15 protein-coding genes are annotated in these 15,532 nt (G+C 50.3%); all 15 read left to right on the forward strand.

Annotated features, from left to right (window positions below):
- Positions 1–79 precede the first annotated feature (79 nt).
- Entirely contained in the window at positions 80–3,412 is a 3,333-nt protein-coding gene (gene ileS / locus BK816_RS03825; RefSeq protein ID WP_071163997.1) for an isoleucine--tRNA ligase, read from the forward strand.
- Between the two features lie 116 nt (positions 3,413–3,528).
- Positions 3,529–5,133, forward strand: coding sequence for a bifunctional folylpolyglutamate synthase/dihydrofolate synthase (locus BK816_RS03830; protein ID WP_071163998.1), 1,605 nt, complete (start codon positions 3,529–3,531; stop codon positions 5,131–5,133).
- 34 nt (positions 5,134–5,167) lie between these two features.
- Positions 5,168–5,938 carry a CDP-alcohol phosphatidyltransferase family protein gene (locus BK816_RS03835; RefSeq protein WP_071163999.1) on the forward strand — a complete coding sequence of 257 codons (771 nt, stop codon included), beginning with the start codon at positions 5,168–5,170 and terminating at the stop codon, positions 5,936–5,938.
- Between the two features lie 15 nt (positions 5,939–5,953).
- Positions 5,954–6,388, forward strand: coding sequence for a nucleoside-diphosphate kinase (gene ndk, locus BK816_RS03840; protein ID WP_071164000.1), 435 nt, complete (start codon positions 5,954–5,956; stop codon positions 6,386–6,388).
- Between the two features lie 57 nt (positions 6,389–6,445).
- A complete protein-coding gene (ftsY, locus tag BK816_RS03845) occupies positions 6,446–7,630 on the forward strand; it encodes a signal recognition particle-docking protein FtsY (RefSeq protein WP_071164001.1) in 1,185 nt (394 codons plus the stop codon).
- A 57-nt stretch (positions 7,631–7,687) separates the two neighbouring features.
- Positions 7,688–9,289, forward strand: a complete 1,602-nt coding sequence (gene ffh / locus BK816_RS03850; RefSeq protein WP_071164002.1) for a signal recognition particle protein — start codon at positions 7,688–7,690, stop codon at positions 9,287–9,289.
- Between the two features lie 2 nt (positions 9,290–9,291).
- On the forward strand, positions 9,292–9,999 hold the full coding sequence (locus BK816_RS03855; protein WP_071164003.1) for a type 1 glutamine amidotransferase: 708 nt from the start codon (positions 9,292–9,294) through the stop codon (positions 9,997–9,999).
- Positions 10,000–10,266: 267 nt separating this feature from the next.
- Positions 10,267–10,764 (forward strand): 30S ribosomal protein S16, encoded by a 498-nt coding sequence (gene rpsP, locus BK816_RS03860; RefSeq protein WP_071164004.1) that lies wholly within the window; start codon positions 10,267–10,269, stop codon positions 10,762–10,764.
- A gap of 2 nt (positions 10,765–10,766) precedes the next feature.
- Positions 10,767–11,003 (forward strand): RNA-binding protein, encoded by a 237-nt coding sequence (locus BK816_RS03865; protein WP_071164005.1) that lies wholly within the window; start codon positions 10,767–10,769, stop codon positions 11,001–11,003.
- Between the two features lie 143 nt (positions 11,004–11,146).
- On the forward strand, positions 11,147–11,683 hold the full coding sequence (rimM, locus tag BK816_RS03870) for a ribosome maturation factor RimM (protein WP_236842354.1): 537 nt from the start codon (positions 11,147–11,149) through the stop codon (positions 11,681–11,683).
- 9 nt (positions 11,684–11,692) lie between these two features.
- The gene (gene trmD / locus BK816_RS03875; protein ID WP_071164007.1) at positions 11,693–13,042 is read left to right on the forward strand and encodes a tRNA (guanosine(37)-N1)-methyltransferase TrmD; all 1,350 of its coding nucleotides are present in this window, start codon (positions 11,693–11,695) and stop codon (positions 13,040–13,042) included.
- A gap of 195 nt (positions 13,043–13,237) precedes the next feature.
- Complete coding sequence (gene rplS / locus BK816_RS03880; RefSeq protein ID WP_071164008.1) at positions 13,238–13,594, forward strand: 50S ribosomal protein L19; 357 nt, start codon at positions 13,238–13,240, stop codon at positions 13,592–13,594.
- Between the two features lie 112 nt (positions 13,595–13,706).
- Positions 13,707–14,453, forward strand: coding sequence for a signal peptidase I (gene lepB, locus BK816_RS03885; protein WP_071164009.1), 747 nt, complete (start codon positions 13,707–13,709; stop codon positions 14,451–14,453).
- Positions 14,450–15,157: a ribonuclease HII gene (locus tag BK816_RS03890; protein ID WP_071164010.1), complete on the forward strand. Its 708-nt coding sequence runs from the start codon at positions 14,450–14,452 to the stop codon at positions 15,155–15,157. The genes lepB and BK816_RS03890 overlap by 4 nt, the downstream gene beginning before the upstream one ends.
- The gene (locus BK816_RS03895) at positions 15,154–15,456 is read left to right on the forward strand and encodes a DUF2469 domain-containing protein (RefSeq protein ID WP_071164011.1); all 303 of its coding nucleotides are present in this window, start codon (positions 15,154–15,156) and stop codon (positions 15,454–15,456) included. Before BK816_RS03890 ends, BK816_RS03895 begins: the two co-directional genes overlap by 4 nt.
- Positions 15,457–15,532 lie beyond the last annotated feature (76 nt).

A 15,532-nucleotide genomic window follows, 5' to 3' on the forward strand; every position in this document is an offset into this window, starting at 1 on the left:
TTGCAAGCGGGGTGGTACCGCGCCAAACACGACAGTGTTTGTCGTCCTCGGTCAGTTTAAGTACGACAAGGACCGGTTAATGACTGCTCAATCAGAAAATAATGCTCGCGGGGGATACTACCCAAAGCATCGTGATGAGGCTCTGCCTTTGTCTCCAAGCTTTCCGCAGATGGAAACCGAGACTCTCAAGTTCTGGGAACAAGACAATACCTTCGTAGCTTCGGTAGAAGCTCGCCCAGCTGGTAAAGATGGTTCCAATGAATTCGTCTTCTATGATGGTCCTCCCTTTGCCAACGGTTTGCCACACTACGGGCACTTGCTGACCGGTTACGTTAAGGACCTAGTCGGACGCTACCAAACTCAGCGTGGCAAGCGGGTTGAACGCCGTTTCGGCTGGGACACCCATGGCTTGCCAGCGGAACTAGAGGCTGAACGTATCCTCGGGATTAACGGTAAAGATGATATCGAGTGTGAAGGTGGCGTTGGCATCGGCAAATTCAACGATGTTTGCCGCACCTCAGTTCTTAAGTTCACTGATGAATGGCAGAACTACATCAATCGTCAGGCACGTTGGGTTGACTTTGACAACGACTACAAAACTCTAGATCCCACCTTCATGGAATCTGTTATCTGGGCTTTCAAACAACTCTATGATAAGGGGCTGGCCTATCAGGGCTATCGTGTGCTTCCGTACTGCTGGAAGGACCAGACGCCTCTTTCCAACCACGAACTTAAGATGGATGACGATGTTTATCAAGATCGTCAAGATAATACCGTCACCGTTGGTTTGCGCCTCCAAGGCAAGAACGGTGCCGATGGCGATCTAGCCCTCATCTGGACCACCACTCCATGGACCTTACCTTCGAACCAGGCGGTGGCTGTCAATCCAGAATTCACTTACGTGCGCGTGCGCCCAACCGAGGGCGAACTTGCGGGTGAAACCGTCATCCTGGCAAAGGACCTGCTAGGTGCTTACGCCAAGGAACTTGGCGAAGAATATGAAGTGGTTGAGGAAGTTAAGGGTGCCGATTTAGTCGGTTTAACCTACCAGCCAATGTTCACCTACTTTGTGGACCGTTTCTTAAAAGCCACCGGATATGACAGTCTGACAGCTCGTGGCGAAAAAGAATCTGATCCGCAGGCTGAAAACCACGCCATTTGGACCGTTGTGGCGGCAGATTATGTTACCGCTGATTCTGGTACCGGTCTGGTGCACATGGCACCAGCTTTCGGTGAAGACGATATGAATGTCTGCTTTGAAAAAGGCATCCGTGACGTGTTCCTTCCAGTTGACGAAGCTGGCTTGTTCTCTGCAGAGGTAGCAGATTATCAAGGTCAGCAGGTCTTCGAAGCTAATAAACCTATTATTCGAGATTTGCGTGATGGTTCTGGCCCATTGGCCGATCGTGCTAAGGCTGAACGTCCGGTGCTGGTACAGCAGAAGTCTTATGTTCACTCTTACCCTCACTGCTGGCGTTGCCGTCGCCCGCTGATCTACCGTGCTGTCTCTTCATGGTTCGTCGCTGTCACTAAGATCCGCGATCGAATGGTGGAATTGAACCAGGAGATTGAATGGACTCCAGCTCACTTGCGTGATGGCCAGTTTGGTAAGTGGCTCGAAGGCGCTCGCGACTGGTCAATCTCACGAAACCGTTTCTGGGGTGCTCCGATCCCAGTTTGGGTGAGTGATGATCCGCAGTATCCGCGTACTGACGTCTACGGCTCTTTCGCAGAGCTGGAGGCAGATTTTGGTGTCGAGGTAAAGGACTTGCACCGTCCATTCATTGACACCCTCGTTCGGCCAAACCCAGATGATCCCACCGGTAAGTCGATGATGCGTCGTATTCCTGACGTATTGGATTGCTGGTTTGAATCAGGCTCTATGCCATTCGCGCAGGTTCACTACCCATTCGAAAACCAGGAATGGTTTGAATCGCACTACCCAGGCGACTTTATCGTAGAGTACATCGGTCAGACTCGCGGTTGGTTCTACACGCTGCACGTTTTGGCCACTGCGCTTTTCGATCGTCCAGCTTTCCGCAACTGTGTTTCTCACGGTATCGTCCTCGGTGACGATGGCCTTAAGATGTCGAAGTCATTGCGTAACTACCCAGACGTTAACGAGGTCTTCGACAAGTATGGTTCGGACGCAATGCGTTGGTTCCTCATGTCATCGCCAGTAGTCCGTGGTGGCAACCTGATTGTGACCGAAGAAGGCATTCGCGACACTGTGCGTCAGGTGCTACTGCCTTTGTGGAACACCTACTACTTCTTCACCCTTTACTCCGGTACTGCCAATAAGGGTGAGGGCTACGATGCGAAGCTTTTGCCGCTTGATAATGAAGCAAAGATTGCCGAACTAGACGTGATGGATCGATACCTTCTTGCACGTACTCGCGATTTGGTAGCAGAGGTTACCATCGATCTCGATGCGTACGCCATCACCGATGCTGCCGCTCGAATTCGTGCTTTCTTGGATATGCTCACTAACTGGTACGTGCGTAACTCGCGTGACCGTTTCTGGAACGAGGACGAAAAGGCCTTCGACACTCTTTACACCGTGCTGGAAACCTTTACTCGTTTGTCTGCACCACTTTTGCCTTTGTTGAGCGAAGAAATTTGGCGTGGTCTAACCGGTGGTCGTTCCGTGCACTTAACCGATTGGCCGACCATGCCTGACACGCTTGCTAACGAGTCCTTGGTTGCCACCATGGAAGAAACTCGGGAAGTTGTTTCTGCTGCCCACTCACTACGTAAGGCAAACAAGCTTCGTGTTCGTCAGCCACTACGCCGTTTGACAGTAGTTTCTTCGCGAGCAAGTGAACTGTTGCCATTTAGCGATCTCATTCGCAGTGAAATCAATGTTAAGGAAGTCCAGGCAATTTCGCCGGCTGAATCGGGCTACGAGGTAAGTCAGCAACTAAGCTTGCAGCCACGTGAGTTCCCAGCAGCGATTAAGCGTTACACTTCAGCTTTGTTTGCCGCTCAGAAGTCGGGTGCATGGCACCTTGATGGAGAGCAAGTGGTCTTTGACGAAGTGCAGGTAGACGAGCAGCCAGTTCGCCTCGAACCTGGCCAGTATGAGCTTTCCACGGTAGTTAGCGCTGCCGAAGGAGAAGTCGCGACAGTTTTGGCTTCAGGTTCCTTCGTGGTACTAGATACCGCTTTGGATGCTGAACTCGAGGCCGAGGGCGTGGCACGTGATCTGATCCGTATGGTGCAAGATCAGCGTAAAGCTCAGGATTTGCATGTCTCGGATCGGATTAAACTGTGCTTGCTACTGCCTCAACAGATTGCGGAGCAAGTTTCCGACTACCTTGAGATGATCTCGCAAGAAACTCTTGCTAAGGTCTGTGAAGTTAAGGTAGAAGACGGAGAACCAGCCGCCGAAATCGTGGTTTGGAACGAATAAGTTTCACTGCTGGGGCAAGGCTTTGCAGCCTTGCCCCAGCTTTTTTATTTTCCGGTTAAACTGAATCTTAGACACAACAATCGTTGGTTCGAAAAGCTGCCACTGCAGGAGAAAAAATGACTGACCAGAACAACACCCAAGACCTGTCCGATTTTGAGGCAGAACTTGAGGAAAATGTTAAGCATAGTGAGGACTTTGACCTTACTGAAGCGGATTTGTTACAGCCATTTGAAGTGCCGGCAGATGGATTGACCGAGTTGTTCTCCGACGATTCCTCAGTAGCTAGTTTTCAGGCTGAACTTGAATCCGTAGAGAACTTACCCCAAAGCAAACCGTCCTCGGCAAACCAAAACTCGCGTCTTTACGATAACGCCAAAGAACGGGAAATGGCCTTACGAGTCGAAGAAATATATCAATCGATCATTGCCCGTGCCCCCGAACACAAGGTACAGCCTAGCTTGGAACGGGTTGAGATGGCTCTGGATTTAATGGGTAATCCACAACAAAACTATCCTTGTATTCATCTGACTGGAACCAACGGTAAAACTTCTACTTCTCGTATGATTGATTCCCTAATCAGTGCCAGAGACCTTACCGTAGGTCGTTTCACCAGCCCCCACTTGAGTAATGTCCGCGAGCGAATCTCTATTGGTGGACAGCCCATCAGTCAAGCAGCATTTATCTCCGCTTGGGAAGACATCGAACCATTTATTCAAATGGTAGATGCCCACTCGGAAAAGACCGGCGGCGTCCAAATGAGCTTCTTCGAAGTATTCACGGTGATGGCATTTGCCGCTTTTGCAGCGGCCCCGGTTGATGTCGCAGTGATTGAAGTTGGGATGGGAGGAACTTGGGATGCAACAAACGTGATTTCAGCTCCAGTTTCTGTGTTTACCCCAATTAGCCTTGACCATGAAAAGTGGTTGGGGGCAACTTTGGCAGAGATTGCTGAGGAAAAGTCGGGGATTATCAAGCCCCATGCCACGGTAGTAATGGCTGAGCAGGTGCCAGAAGTAGCAGAAATTATTCTGGCCAAAGCTACCCAGATGGATGCTTCGGTGCGTCACGCTGGGGTCGAGATGCGCGTGGTTGACCGGCAATTAGGTGTCGGGGGACAGATGCTAACTTTGCAAACTCAAGCTGCCACTTACACCGATATTGCCTTACCCCTATTCGGGCGGCACCAAGCCGAAAATGCGTTGTTAGCTCTAGGCGCGGTTGAAGCCTTCTTTGGCGGGGGAGCACTACCGGCAGAAGTGGTTGAGGCAGGCTTTGCTAAAGCTACTTCGCCAGGGCGACTAGAGGTGGTTAAAGGCTCTCCAACCGTACTGGTTGATGCCGCTCATAACGTTGGGGGTGCCCAGGTACTGCGTCGTGCCATCGACGAAGCTTTTGCTTTTGAACGAGTTTATGGTGTTTTTGCGGCTATGGCTGATAAAAATGTGGAAGGTATCTTAGGCGAGTTAGAACCATTACTTGATCAGATTGTCCTAACTCCCATGGACTCGCCTAGAGCCATGCCGCTAGAGGAATTACAGGATTTAGCTGTTGACGTCTTTGGCGAAGATCGGGTACATGTTGCCCAAAACCTCCCAGATGCCCTAGATAAGGCGACTGCTCTTAGCCAAGAAGTGGGCAGTTCCTTAACCGCTAATGGGGTACTGGTTTGCGGTTCTGTCGTTTTGGCGGGACAAGCAAGACAACTTTGTGGGGTAGAATAAGCAAAGTTGGTTGAACGTTTAACAAAGGACGGCAATGAGTAACCAAATCATAGACCCTCACTCAGGACGCCCATTTACCCTTGCTCAACGGGTGAAAGCATGGTCGGTTCATGCCTTTACCATGACTGGTGTCATGTGGGCAGTATTTGCCTTGCTAGCGTTATTTGAAGGCCGTACTGGTTGGATGTGGGTCTGGCTTGGGATCGCTCTGATTGTTGATGCGATCGATGGTACTTTTGCCCGTCGTTGCCGGGTTTCTGAAGTGGTGCCATGGTTTGATGGAGTTATCCTCGATGACATCGTGGACTATTTAACTTGGACATTTATTCCGGCCATCTTTATGTATCTCTACATTCCACTTGGCCCGAAACCGTTAGCGGCGATAATGACCATTGTAATTGTGGCCTCTTCGATGTTCTGTTACGCCAATAAGGGTATGAAAGCCGAAGATAACTATTTCGTAGGCTTCCCAGCAGCTTGGAATATCGTAGCGATATATTTCATTATTTTGGGAACCGGTCCCGTATTTAACGTTATTGCCACCCTGATTATTGCAGCATTGACCCTTAGCCGGCTTACGTTTGTGCACCCCTTACGCGTGCGAGCGCTTATGCCAGTAAACATTGTGGCCGCTATTTGTTGGCTCGTTTCTACAACTTGGTTACTTGTTGTGGTGAATGATCAGCCACTTTGGTTACAAATCATTTGGTGGCTATCAGGCATTTACTTCTTAGTTGTGGGAATCATTCGCACTGCCTTGGGACGCCGTGGTATGGCGAAGTTTGTCGGCCTCGAATCAGCATAAATTTGGAGAAAAGTCATGAAAAACGATTATGAGAAAACTCTGCTACTTATCAAACCTGATGGGGTCGAACGTAAGACCATCGGTCAGATTATTTCCCGTTTTGAACAGCGTGGTCTCGATATTGTGGCTTTGAAACTCTTGCAAGCTTCTGCTGAACAGTTGCGGGCTCATTACGCGGAGCATGTAACTAAAGATTTCTATCCAGAAATGGAAGAATACATGTCTCGTGGACCGATCTGCGCCCTTGTGATTGGGGGAGTGCAGGCACAGAGTGTAGTTCGTACAATGATGGGTGCAACCATGCCAGCTCAAGCTGCCCCCGGCACCATTCGGGGGGACTTGGCTCTTAATCCGCTAGATGGCCCAATTGAAAACTTGGTTCATGGCTCTGACTCACTAGAGTCTGCAGCTCGTGAAATCTCGATTTGGTTCCCTGAACTAGCTAACTGAGCAATCTTTATTGCCGATAACGCTCACTAAACCTCATAACACTGGACTGATTTATTTATGCAAACTCTACTTGACTACCTCTACCTGCCGGAAGTCTGGGGCTCCCTCGCAGTGGTGTTGGCTGCCATTGCTGGCTTCTTTGGGTTCCGCAATTTCCGCTCTGAAGAGGACAAAACAGATGAGTTAACCTCGAGTCAGAGTCCTGCTTCGAGCGAAGAAGCAGAGATATTGGCCCATGAGCCTGAGGCGGGAGAAGATGAGACTAAACCGCTCGGTGCTCCGACGCTAGATCAGTTCGAGAAGCCGGAAGCAGTTGCCTCTCGCATGACCCGTTTGCGTGCTCGCTTGGCTCGCTCTGGTGCCCTTGGTCAAGCCCTACTAGGGATGCTTTCCAAAGATCAGCTCAATGCCGCCGACTGGGAAGAGATCGAGGAAACTCTTTTGAGTGCAGACCTTGGCCTAGCAGCAACAGATCAAATTATGGAGGCTTTACGTACCGAATTGCAGGTTAATGGTAAAGCTGATGAGGCCACCATTAAAGCGGTTTTGAAACGTGAACTTCTGCAGCTAGTTGAGATCGATCAGCCACGAGAGCTAAACCTCGATGGTGGTCAGGACGAAAACGGTCAAAAACTACCGGCTGCAGTGTTAGTAGTGGGTGTCAACGGAGTTGGGAAAACGACCTCGGTAGGCAAGATTGCCCGTATTTTGGTGGCCGAGGGCGACCAAGTGATTTTGGGTGCTGCTGACACCTTCCGGGCGGCTGCTGCCGACCAGCTTCAAACTTGGGGCGAACGCGTGGGCGTGGAAGTAGTTCGTTCCGATCGCGAAGGAGCTGATCCTGCGGCTGTCGCTTTCGACGCAGTTAAAGCCGGCGTTGAACATCAAGCTGACGTAGTTTTGGTGGATACCGCTGGACGTTTGCACAATAAGTCGTCCTTGATGGATGAGCTCGGAAAAATCCGTCGCGTAATGGAACGAGGCGCAAAGGTAACCGAAACTTTGCTGGTGCTAGACGCGACCACTGGCCAGAATGGGATGGCGCAGGCGAAGGTATTTGCCCAGGTCACCAATGTGACCGGTATTGTGCTGACCAAGTTGGATGGCTCTGCTAAGGGCGGGATTGTGGTCTCTGTTCAGCGCGAATTGGGTGTGCCCGTCAAGCTGGTGGGCTTGGGTGAAGGCGCCGATGATATGGCTCCTTTCGATCCCGAGGCATTCGTAGATGCGATTTTAGCTTGATGCTTTTTGACTAATGGTATTCTTTAACAGATAAAAACTTTTGACGAAAGGGTGCTCGTGTACGCTTCCTTGTCTGACCGGATTTCAGACTCATTTAAAAAACTTCGCGGAAAAGGCGTCCTGCGGGACTCCGATGTAGACCAGACAGTTGGCGAGATTCGCCGTGCGCTGATCGACGCTGACGTGGCTCTGCCGGTCGTAAGGGAATTTGCTCAGCGAGTGCGTGAGCAGGCGTATGGTGCTGCTCGTTCCAAGTCGCTAAACCCTGCCCAGCAGGTCGTCAAGATCGTTAACCAAGAACTAGTTGAGATTCTAGGTGGCGAGACTCGTGAGCTTACTTTTGCCCAGCGTGGTCCGACGGTTTTCATGCTCGCTGGTCTCCAAGGTGCCGGTAAGACTACTTTCGCCGGTAAGCTCGGTAAATGGCTAGCCGAGGACGGTAAGCGCGTCCTACTGGTGGCCTCTGACTTGCAGCGTCCAAACGCGGTCACCCAGCTACAAATCGTTGGTGAACGCGCCGGCGTTGACGTTTGGGCTCCAGAACCTGGTAATGGTGTGGGCGATCCAGTTGAGGTTGCTCGTTCGGGCCTGAGCCACGCAATTCGCAATGGTTACGATGTGGTGCTGGTCGATACCGCCGGTCGTTTGGGCGTAGATGAAGAACTAATGGAACAGGCCCGCCAGATTCGTGACGCGGTCAATCCACACGAAATCATGTTCGTCCTCGACGCCATGATCGGTCAAGATGCGGTTCATACTGCGACGGCATTTAAGGACGGCGTAGGTTTCACTGGCGTGGTCCTGACCAAACTTGACGGTGATGCGCGTGGTGGTGCGGCACTCTCAGTGCGTGGCGTTACTGGTGCTCCGATCCTCTTCGCCTCTACTGGTGAAGGCATTAAGGATATCGAGCGCTTCCACGCAGACCGCATGGCTTCTCGTATCCTTGATATGGGTGACATGCTGACCTTGATCGAACAGGCCGAAAAGGCCTTCGATGCCAAGGAAAGCGAAGAAATGACCGGAAAACTACTTTCTGGTCAATTCACTTTGGATGATTTCCTGACCCAAATGCAGCAGATTCGTAAGCTCGGTTCAATGAAGAAAATGCTGGGCATGCTACCTGGTGCGGGGAAGATCCGCGAGCAGCTTGAGAACTTTGACGAGCGCGAAATCGATCGGATCGAGGCAATTGTTAAGTCAATGACCCCGGCAGAACGAGCTAATGTCAAACTACTTGATGGTTCGCGACGTGAGCGTATTGCTCGCGGTTCTGGTACTTCTGTCTCTGACGTTAAGGGACTTGTGACTCGCTTTGAAGCGGCCCAGAAGATGATGAAGAGCGTCGGCAATGGTGGTGGAATCCCCGGAATGGGCAACATTCCAGGGATGCCTAGTGGCCGCGGCTCCAAGCGCGCCCAGGCTAAAGCACAGAAGAAGGCAGCGAAAAACCGCCGAGCAAAGTCCGGTAATCCAGCCAAGCAAGCAGCTTTGGCTAAGCAAAAAGGCAATGGTACTCCGGGCGCCGCTTTTGGCGGGGGAGCCGCATTCGGGGCACCCGCAGGAAACTCGCAGGTGCCAAATCAAAACCCACAAATTGATGAGAACGATTTGCCACCGTTACCAGATGATGTCAAGCGGATGTTAGGGCAGCTCTAAAGATGGGACGCAAAGTCTTAGTGATTCAGCATGAAGCTGATATTCCACTCGGAATATTGGCGGATATGCTGGATAAGCATTCTCTAGAGATTGAGATCATTAAGGCTTGGACAGAACCCGAGCAGATCAGCATATTAGTTGAGCGATTTTTGACTGCGGATCTCAGCAAGGAGTATGTGGCACTGATCGTTTTAGGGGGACGTGCTAACGCCTATGCGGTTGCGGAACATCCCTACCTAGCTCAAATTCATCGCCTGCTCCCGCTTGCTTTAGCGCAGGAAATCAAGGTGCTCGGTATTTGCCTTGGCCATCAACTGCTAACAGTAGCAATGGATGGTGAAGTTGAACTGAGTGCGAAGGCTGGCCCAGAATATGGTCGTGTTCAACTTAGTTGGAGTGAGGACTTACCACTAGAATTGGCTAAGTGGTCGCATGTTAAATCAGTGTATGCGGATCATGCTGACTGTGTAAGCAAAATACCTACTGGGGCTAAAGTTCTGGCGACTTCAAATAAATGTGTTCAAATCATGCAATTGGGTGAATATGGGCTTAGCGTACAATTCCATCCAGAAGTTGACGAACACATTGTTAGGGATTGGCAAAGAACCCAAGAAGTACAGTTAGCTGCTGAAATTATTGCGGATTTTCCAAAGTACGCGGCAGAAAACGCACAAATGTGCCAGTATTTGGCAGATTGGGTGGCTGGCTAATTAGACCTCGACTAGCCGAAACTAGCCAAGGTTAAACCTAATAGACTTAGGCTAGCGAGTAAATCTTAAGAGCAAGTGAGCAATTGCACTGTCACTTTTCGGTGGTGCATTGGGACTTTCGCTCGTTTTCTGGCAGAATAACCAGTTGTACTCGCAATGCGTGACCCCTCTCTGATCGCAAAGCGCCTACAGGATCCAGATCGGACCCGTATCCCACCGGGAATGACAAGCGGTCCAAATCTACTAAGTATAGGAGTGACCACTAAAGTGGCAGTTCGAATTCGTTTGAAGCGGATGGGTAAAATCCGCTCACCTTTCTACCGTGTTGTTGTCGTTGACTCTCGCAAGAAGCGCGATGGTCGCGTCATCGAAGAGGTTGGCAAGTACAACCCCATGGAAACCCCGTCTTTGATTCAGATTGAATCTGAGCGTGTGCAGTACTGGTTGGGCGTTGGCGCACAGCCATCCGACCAGGTAAAGCACCTGCTCGACCTCACCGGCGACTGGGCTAAGTTCAAGGGCGCCAAGAACACCGAATCGCGTGTCTTGGTTAAGGAAGCAGATGCTAAGGCAACTGAAACCGCTAAGGCCATGGAAGAAGCCGCTAAGGACGCTGAAAAGCTAAAGGCTGCACAGGCTGAAGCTAAGGCTAAGGCAGAAGCCGAAGCTAAGGCAGAAGCTGAAGCTGCTGCTAAGGCTGCGGAAGAAGAAACCGCTGAAGCTGAAGAAGCACCAGCAGCAGAAGAGTCCACTGAGGAGGCCTGATCGTGTTAGCAGACGCGCTTGAGCACTTGGTTCGGGGCATCGTTGATGACCCTGATGCGGTTGAAGTAACTCGCAAGAATATTCGCCGTGGGCAGCTGCTTGAAGTGCGGGTTGCACCCAATGATCTGGGCCGAGTAATCGGTCGAAGCGGACGAGTAGCTAAGGCTCTTCGTACCGTGATTAATGGGATTTCAACACGTGGTCCGGTTCGTGTCGATGTGATTGATACGGATCGCTAAAAAGCTGATAAGAAAAGAGGCTTGGGGAGACCCAAGCCTCTTTTCTTTACCTGTTTGCTTTTGGCTATCTGACAGACGAATCGCAATCCTGACCATTTAGTTAGTAATAGCCGAATAGCAATGGAATAGTTATAGTTAAAGAGATGAGTGAAAATATGGAATTAACAGTCGCCGTGATCGGGGCACCGGTGGGGCTAAAAGGCTATGTTCGTCTAGACGTACGTACTGACTCTTTACGTGAACGTTTTGCCCCAGGAAACCAGTTAAATACGAATCCGGCAAAGCACGGCCCTTTGACGGTCCAAGGGCTAAGAAAACAAGGTGGCAGTATTATCTGCGCTTTTAAAGAGATCACTGATCGGACGGCTGCGCAAGCTCTTACTGGGGTCGAACTTTTAGCACCGGCACTTTCGGAGTTGGCAGAAGATGAGTTTTATCCTTATGAACTCGAGGGACTTTTAGTCAAGGACCTAGCTGGAAATGAACTGGGTACTGTGAACCGCTTAGTTTTCGGATCTGGCCATGATTATTTGGAAGTGACTACACCTGAAGGGGAAGACGTCCTCGTCCCATTTGTGAAGGCACTCGTGCCTGAAGTTGACCTCGAGAAGGAAGAAGTAGTAATGGACCCGCCAGGTGGATTATTCCCTGGCCACGGAACTGCGCTAGAAGCAAGGTGAACCGGTTCTATGCGTTTTGACGTAATTACAATTTTCCCTGATTTTTTCGCTCCATTAAAGCTATCTTTGATTGGAAAAGCTCAAGAAAAGGGCACCTTGGATCTGCATGTTCATGATCTTCGTGACTGGACTGATGATCCTCGGCGAACAGTTGACGATAGCCCTTATGGAGGAGGCGCCGGGATGGTTATGCGTCTCGATATTTGGGCTAAAGCTCTCCAAGCTGTAGCCCAAATGTCCAGTAGCGCCATGTCCGACTCGGCGCGTCCCAGCCAGCTTGATATCCCTAATGGGGCTAGCGAGCAAGGTGGCGAAGATCGTCGCATCCTCATGATTCCTACTCCCTCAGGAAGACGATTAACGCAAGACTGGGCGCAAGAGTTAGCGGCAGCCAAGCAGTTGGTATTTGCCTGCGGACGATATGAAGGGATCGATTCGCGTTTTGCCACTTATGCTCAGCGTCAGAGCGATTTCGAGGTTCAAGAGTTTTCACTTGGAGACTATGTACTAAATGGAGGTGAATCGGCCACCATGGTACTGATCGAGGCGGTTGCTCGTTTGGTGCCAGAAGTGATCGGCAATGAAGCCTCTTTGGTGGAAGAATCTCATGGCAATAATGGGTTGCTAGAGTATTCTGTTTTTACTCGTCCATGGACTTTTGCGGAGCTAGAACCGCCTGCTTGGCTCAAGAGTGGGGATCACGCTTTGGTTGATTATTGGCGGCATCGTGAAGCTTTGGAACGTACTTGGCTACGGCGTCCCGATTTGTTGGCGCCTAGCGGCAAAGCCTTTGAAGCATTAACTATTGCTGATGAAGCTTATCTATTAACTTTAGGGTGGCCGGGAAAAACAGGTGACTGGTTTTGGTTATTGGGCGAGGGCGCTGTAACTAGTGTGGGACGACGAGCAAATATTGATCAGTCTCCCGAAAATCAGTGGGAAGCGGATCTGCTAACTACCCCAGATAAGGAAGACTCTGCTATTGCGTTACTGCAAGTTACGCAGGTCGAACCCATGGATGAGGCATCCTGGTCTGTCATTGACAATGATCAGGAGTTTTCCTCGATTGCAGACTTGCCTCAGGATAAAACGAAACCAGCGCTAAGCTCTGATGATGAGTTAGCTATTTTGGCCTTGCTTGATAAATTCCGTGCTTCCTATGGTCCGATGGCTCCAGTTGATACTTCTGCTTTTCTCGCATTGCCCGAAGGAGCAAAGCTTTCTGAGGTAGCACGACATGCCGGACGAGTTAAAGCAGCTAGCGGAAAACAAGTCCATGCTTGCCTTAAGGCTCTAGACCCCAAACGTACGGGCAGGCTAAAAAATAGGGTAATCTACAAACTTAAGTTTGGGTATTAAACCGACCTTAGTGGCGATTTACACAAAAGTCGCGCTAGCATTGCTCTTAATACTGTGGGAAGATTTTCTATTGTGTAGTGGGCGCTAACCTGCCGCAGGGGGCACGCCAGGAGCTACACATTGGTACCAAATGGTGCAGATAGGCACCCGAAACACACGTTTCCGACCTGCGGCGAGAGGCGTGAAGGAACAAAAATGAAGAAGTTTGACGCACTAGACGCAGCTCAGCTCCGCGATGAAGTACCTTACTTCCGCGCAGGTGATACCGTCAAAGTCAACGTGAAAGTTGTTGAAGGTAACCGTTCCCGTATCCAGGTTTTCCAGGGTATCGTCATTGCCCGTCGCGGCTCTGGCGTCAGCGCTACCTTCACCGTCCGCAAGGTTTCCTTCGGTGTTGGCGTTGAGCGTACTTTCCCAGTACACGCTCCAACCATTGAATCCATCGAGGTTGTAACCCGCGGTAAGGTTCGTCGCGCCAAGTTGTACTACTTGCGTGACCGCCACGGCAAGGCTGCTAAGGTCAAGGAACGTCGTATCCGCTCCGCTAAGTGAGTTAGATCGCGAACTTTGCCAAAACGTGCCAAAGCTATTGTGCTTTGGCACGTTTTTGCAATTTGATGTCTACAATAGGGGAGTACTGTTTGAGAAAGGGAAGCGACTGGTTGTGAGCACTTTAGAATTTTTCCCCGATAATCTGCCCGATCCTGAGCCTCGTAATCGCCCCGCACACTTGCGGTCGAAGAATGAGGAACGTTCGGTTGGGGGACAAGTTTTTGACTTCTTGCTGATCCTAGTCTTGGTGCTAGTTACGATTGCGGGAGTTCGTCACTTTGTAGCGCAACGCTTCTATATTCCAACTGGCTCGATGGAGCAAACCATTATGCCTGAGGACTATGTTTTGGCATCACGTTTGACCCCAAATACTGTCCCAGTTCGGCGCGGAGATATTGTGGTCTTCCATGATTCCGGGCATTGGTTAGGCGAAGCGAATTCCGACAAAGTTCCCGTTTGGGAAAAGGGCCTTGTTTGGCTGGGGCTTAAAGGCGATCGCAGTTCTCAACAGTTGATTAAGCGAGTAATTGGCTTGCCTGGCGACCGCGTGTCGTGTTGTAGCCCTGAAGGTCGCCTAGTAGTTAACGGCATTGCGGTTAAGGAGCCTTATCTTGCTCCCGGTACGCTTCCGTCCGAGGAACCTTTTGATGTTCGTGTTCCCGAAGGCCGTATTTGGGTAATGGGAGACAATCGCCAAAATAGTGCAGATTCGCGTGCTCACATGGATTTAGACGGTAAGGGTAGCGTTCCCTTATCAGACGTTCTAGGACGCGCCGTAGCGATCACTTGGCCCATTAGTCGGATGTCCTTCCTTGAGGATTATTCAGAAGTATTTAGCCAAGTTCCAAACGCTAAATGACCAAGCAATTTGCTAGTTCCCAGTTTGAGCAGGAGCTATTGCGTGACTTCCAGCTAGTTGGCGGGATGGACGAGGTCGGTCGTGGGGCTTTGGCCGGTCCGGTAGGGATCGGTCTTTGCGTGATTTCAGCTGCAACAAAACCTGCCCCACCAACCTTGGCTGATTCTAAACTATTAGCAGCTAAAACTCGCGAATCCTTGGTTTCAGTAGTTGAGGAATGGGCCGAAGGCGCTACTGTCACTTATGGCACCAGCCAAGAGATTGATCAGTTAGGGATTATCGGTGCGCAACGATTGGCTGGTTGGAGAGCCCTCGAACAGATGCGTAATAAGCAGTTATTACCCTCTGTAGTGATTCTTGATGGCTGTCACGATTGGCTTTCACCGCCACAGGATCTTTTCGCTAGCATGGAGCTGGAAACTCAATTTCCGGAATTATTTTCGGTCTTTCCGAAAGTGATTATGCGAGTTAAAGCAGACCGTGATTTAACTGTGGTGGCAGCAGCTTCAGTTTTAGCTAAAGTTAGTCGAGATGCTTTTATGAAAGCTTTGCCTGACCCTGGATATGGGTGGGCCCAAAATGTAGGATATGGGACGAAAACTCATTTACTCGGTTTGGACGCTTTAGGGCCAAGCGAATATCATCGAATGAGTTGGAAAGTCAACGGACAAAGTCTAGAGACACAAACGAAGGGTAATAAATGAGCCGCGAAGATCTTGAGCGATACGAAAATGAACACGAGCTCGCTCTTTTCAAAGAGTACCGAGATGTGCTGGCACTTTTTACCTACGTGGTAGAAACTGACCGTCGTTTTTACCTGGCAAACCATGTCGATGTGCAGGTACAGTCAACTGGCACTGAGGTTTTCTTTGAGGTGACCTTAGCCGATGCATGGGTCTGGGATATTTATCGTTCTTCCCGTTTCGTCAAGCGAGTACGCGTTATTACATTTAAAGACGTTAACGTAGAAGAGATTGCCAAAAGTGAACTAATGCCCTCTTAATCTTCATAACGGGTAGTTTTCCACAGTGGATTTTTCCCCCAACTAGAAAATACCTAAAACTAAACCATCACCTCCT

This window comes from Boudabousia tangfeifanii (genome assembly GCF_001856685.1).
GTDB lineage: Bacteria > Actinomycetota > Actinomycetes > Actinomycetales > Actinomycetaceae > Boudabousia > Boudabousia tangfeifanii.

Bases quoted from the DNA above. Each gene is read 5' to 3' on its own strand.
- BK816_RS03895 (WP_071164011.1), top strand. From the start codon at position 15,154: ATGAGCCGCGAAGATCTTGAGCGATACGAAAATGAACACGAGCTCGCT.
- rplS (WP_071164008.1), top strand. From the start codon at position 13,238: ATGAAGAAGTTTGACGCACTAGACGCAGCTCAGCTCCGCGATGAAGTA.
- rimM (WP_236842354.1), top strand. From the start codon at position 11,147: ATGAGTGAAAATATGGAATTAACAGTCGCCGTGATCGGGGCACCGGTG.
- BK816_RS03830 (WP_071163998.1), top strand. From the start codon at position 3,529: ATGACTGACCAGAACAACACCCAAGACCTGTCCGATTTTGAGGCAGAA.
- ftsY (WP_071164001.1), top strand. From the start codon at position 6,446: ATGCAAACTCTACTTGACTACCTCTACCTGCCGGAAGTCTGGGGCTCC.
- ndk (WP_071164000.1), top strand. From the start codon at position 5,954: ATGAAAAACGATTATGAGAAAACTCTGCTACTTATCAAACCTGATGGG.
- ileS (WP_071163997.1), top strand. From the start codon at position 80: ATGACTGCTCAATCAGAAAATAATGCTCGCGGGGGATACTACCCAAAG.
- BK816_RS03890 (WP_071164010.1), top strand. From the start codon at position 14,450: ATGACCAAGCAATTTGCTAGTTCCCAGTTTGAGCAGGAGCTATTGCGT.
- BK816_RS03835 (WP_071163999.1), top strand. From the start codon at position 5,168: ATGAGTAACCAAATCATAGACCCTCACTCAGGACGCCCATTTACCCTT.
- BK816_RS03855 (WP_071164003.1), top strand. From the start codon at position 9,292: ATGGGACGCAAAGTCTTAGTGATTCAGCATGAAGCTGATATTCCACTC.
- trmD (WP_071164007.1), top strand. From the start codon at position 11,693: ATGCGTTTTGACGTAATTACAATTTTCCCTGATTTTTTCGCTCCATTA.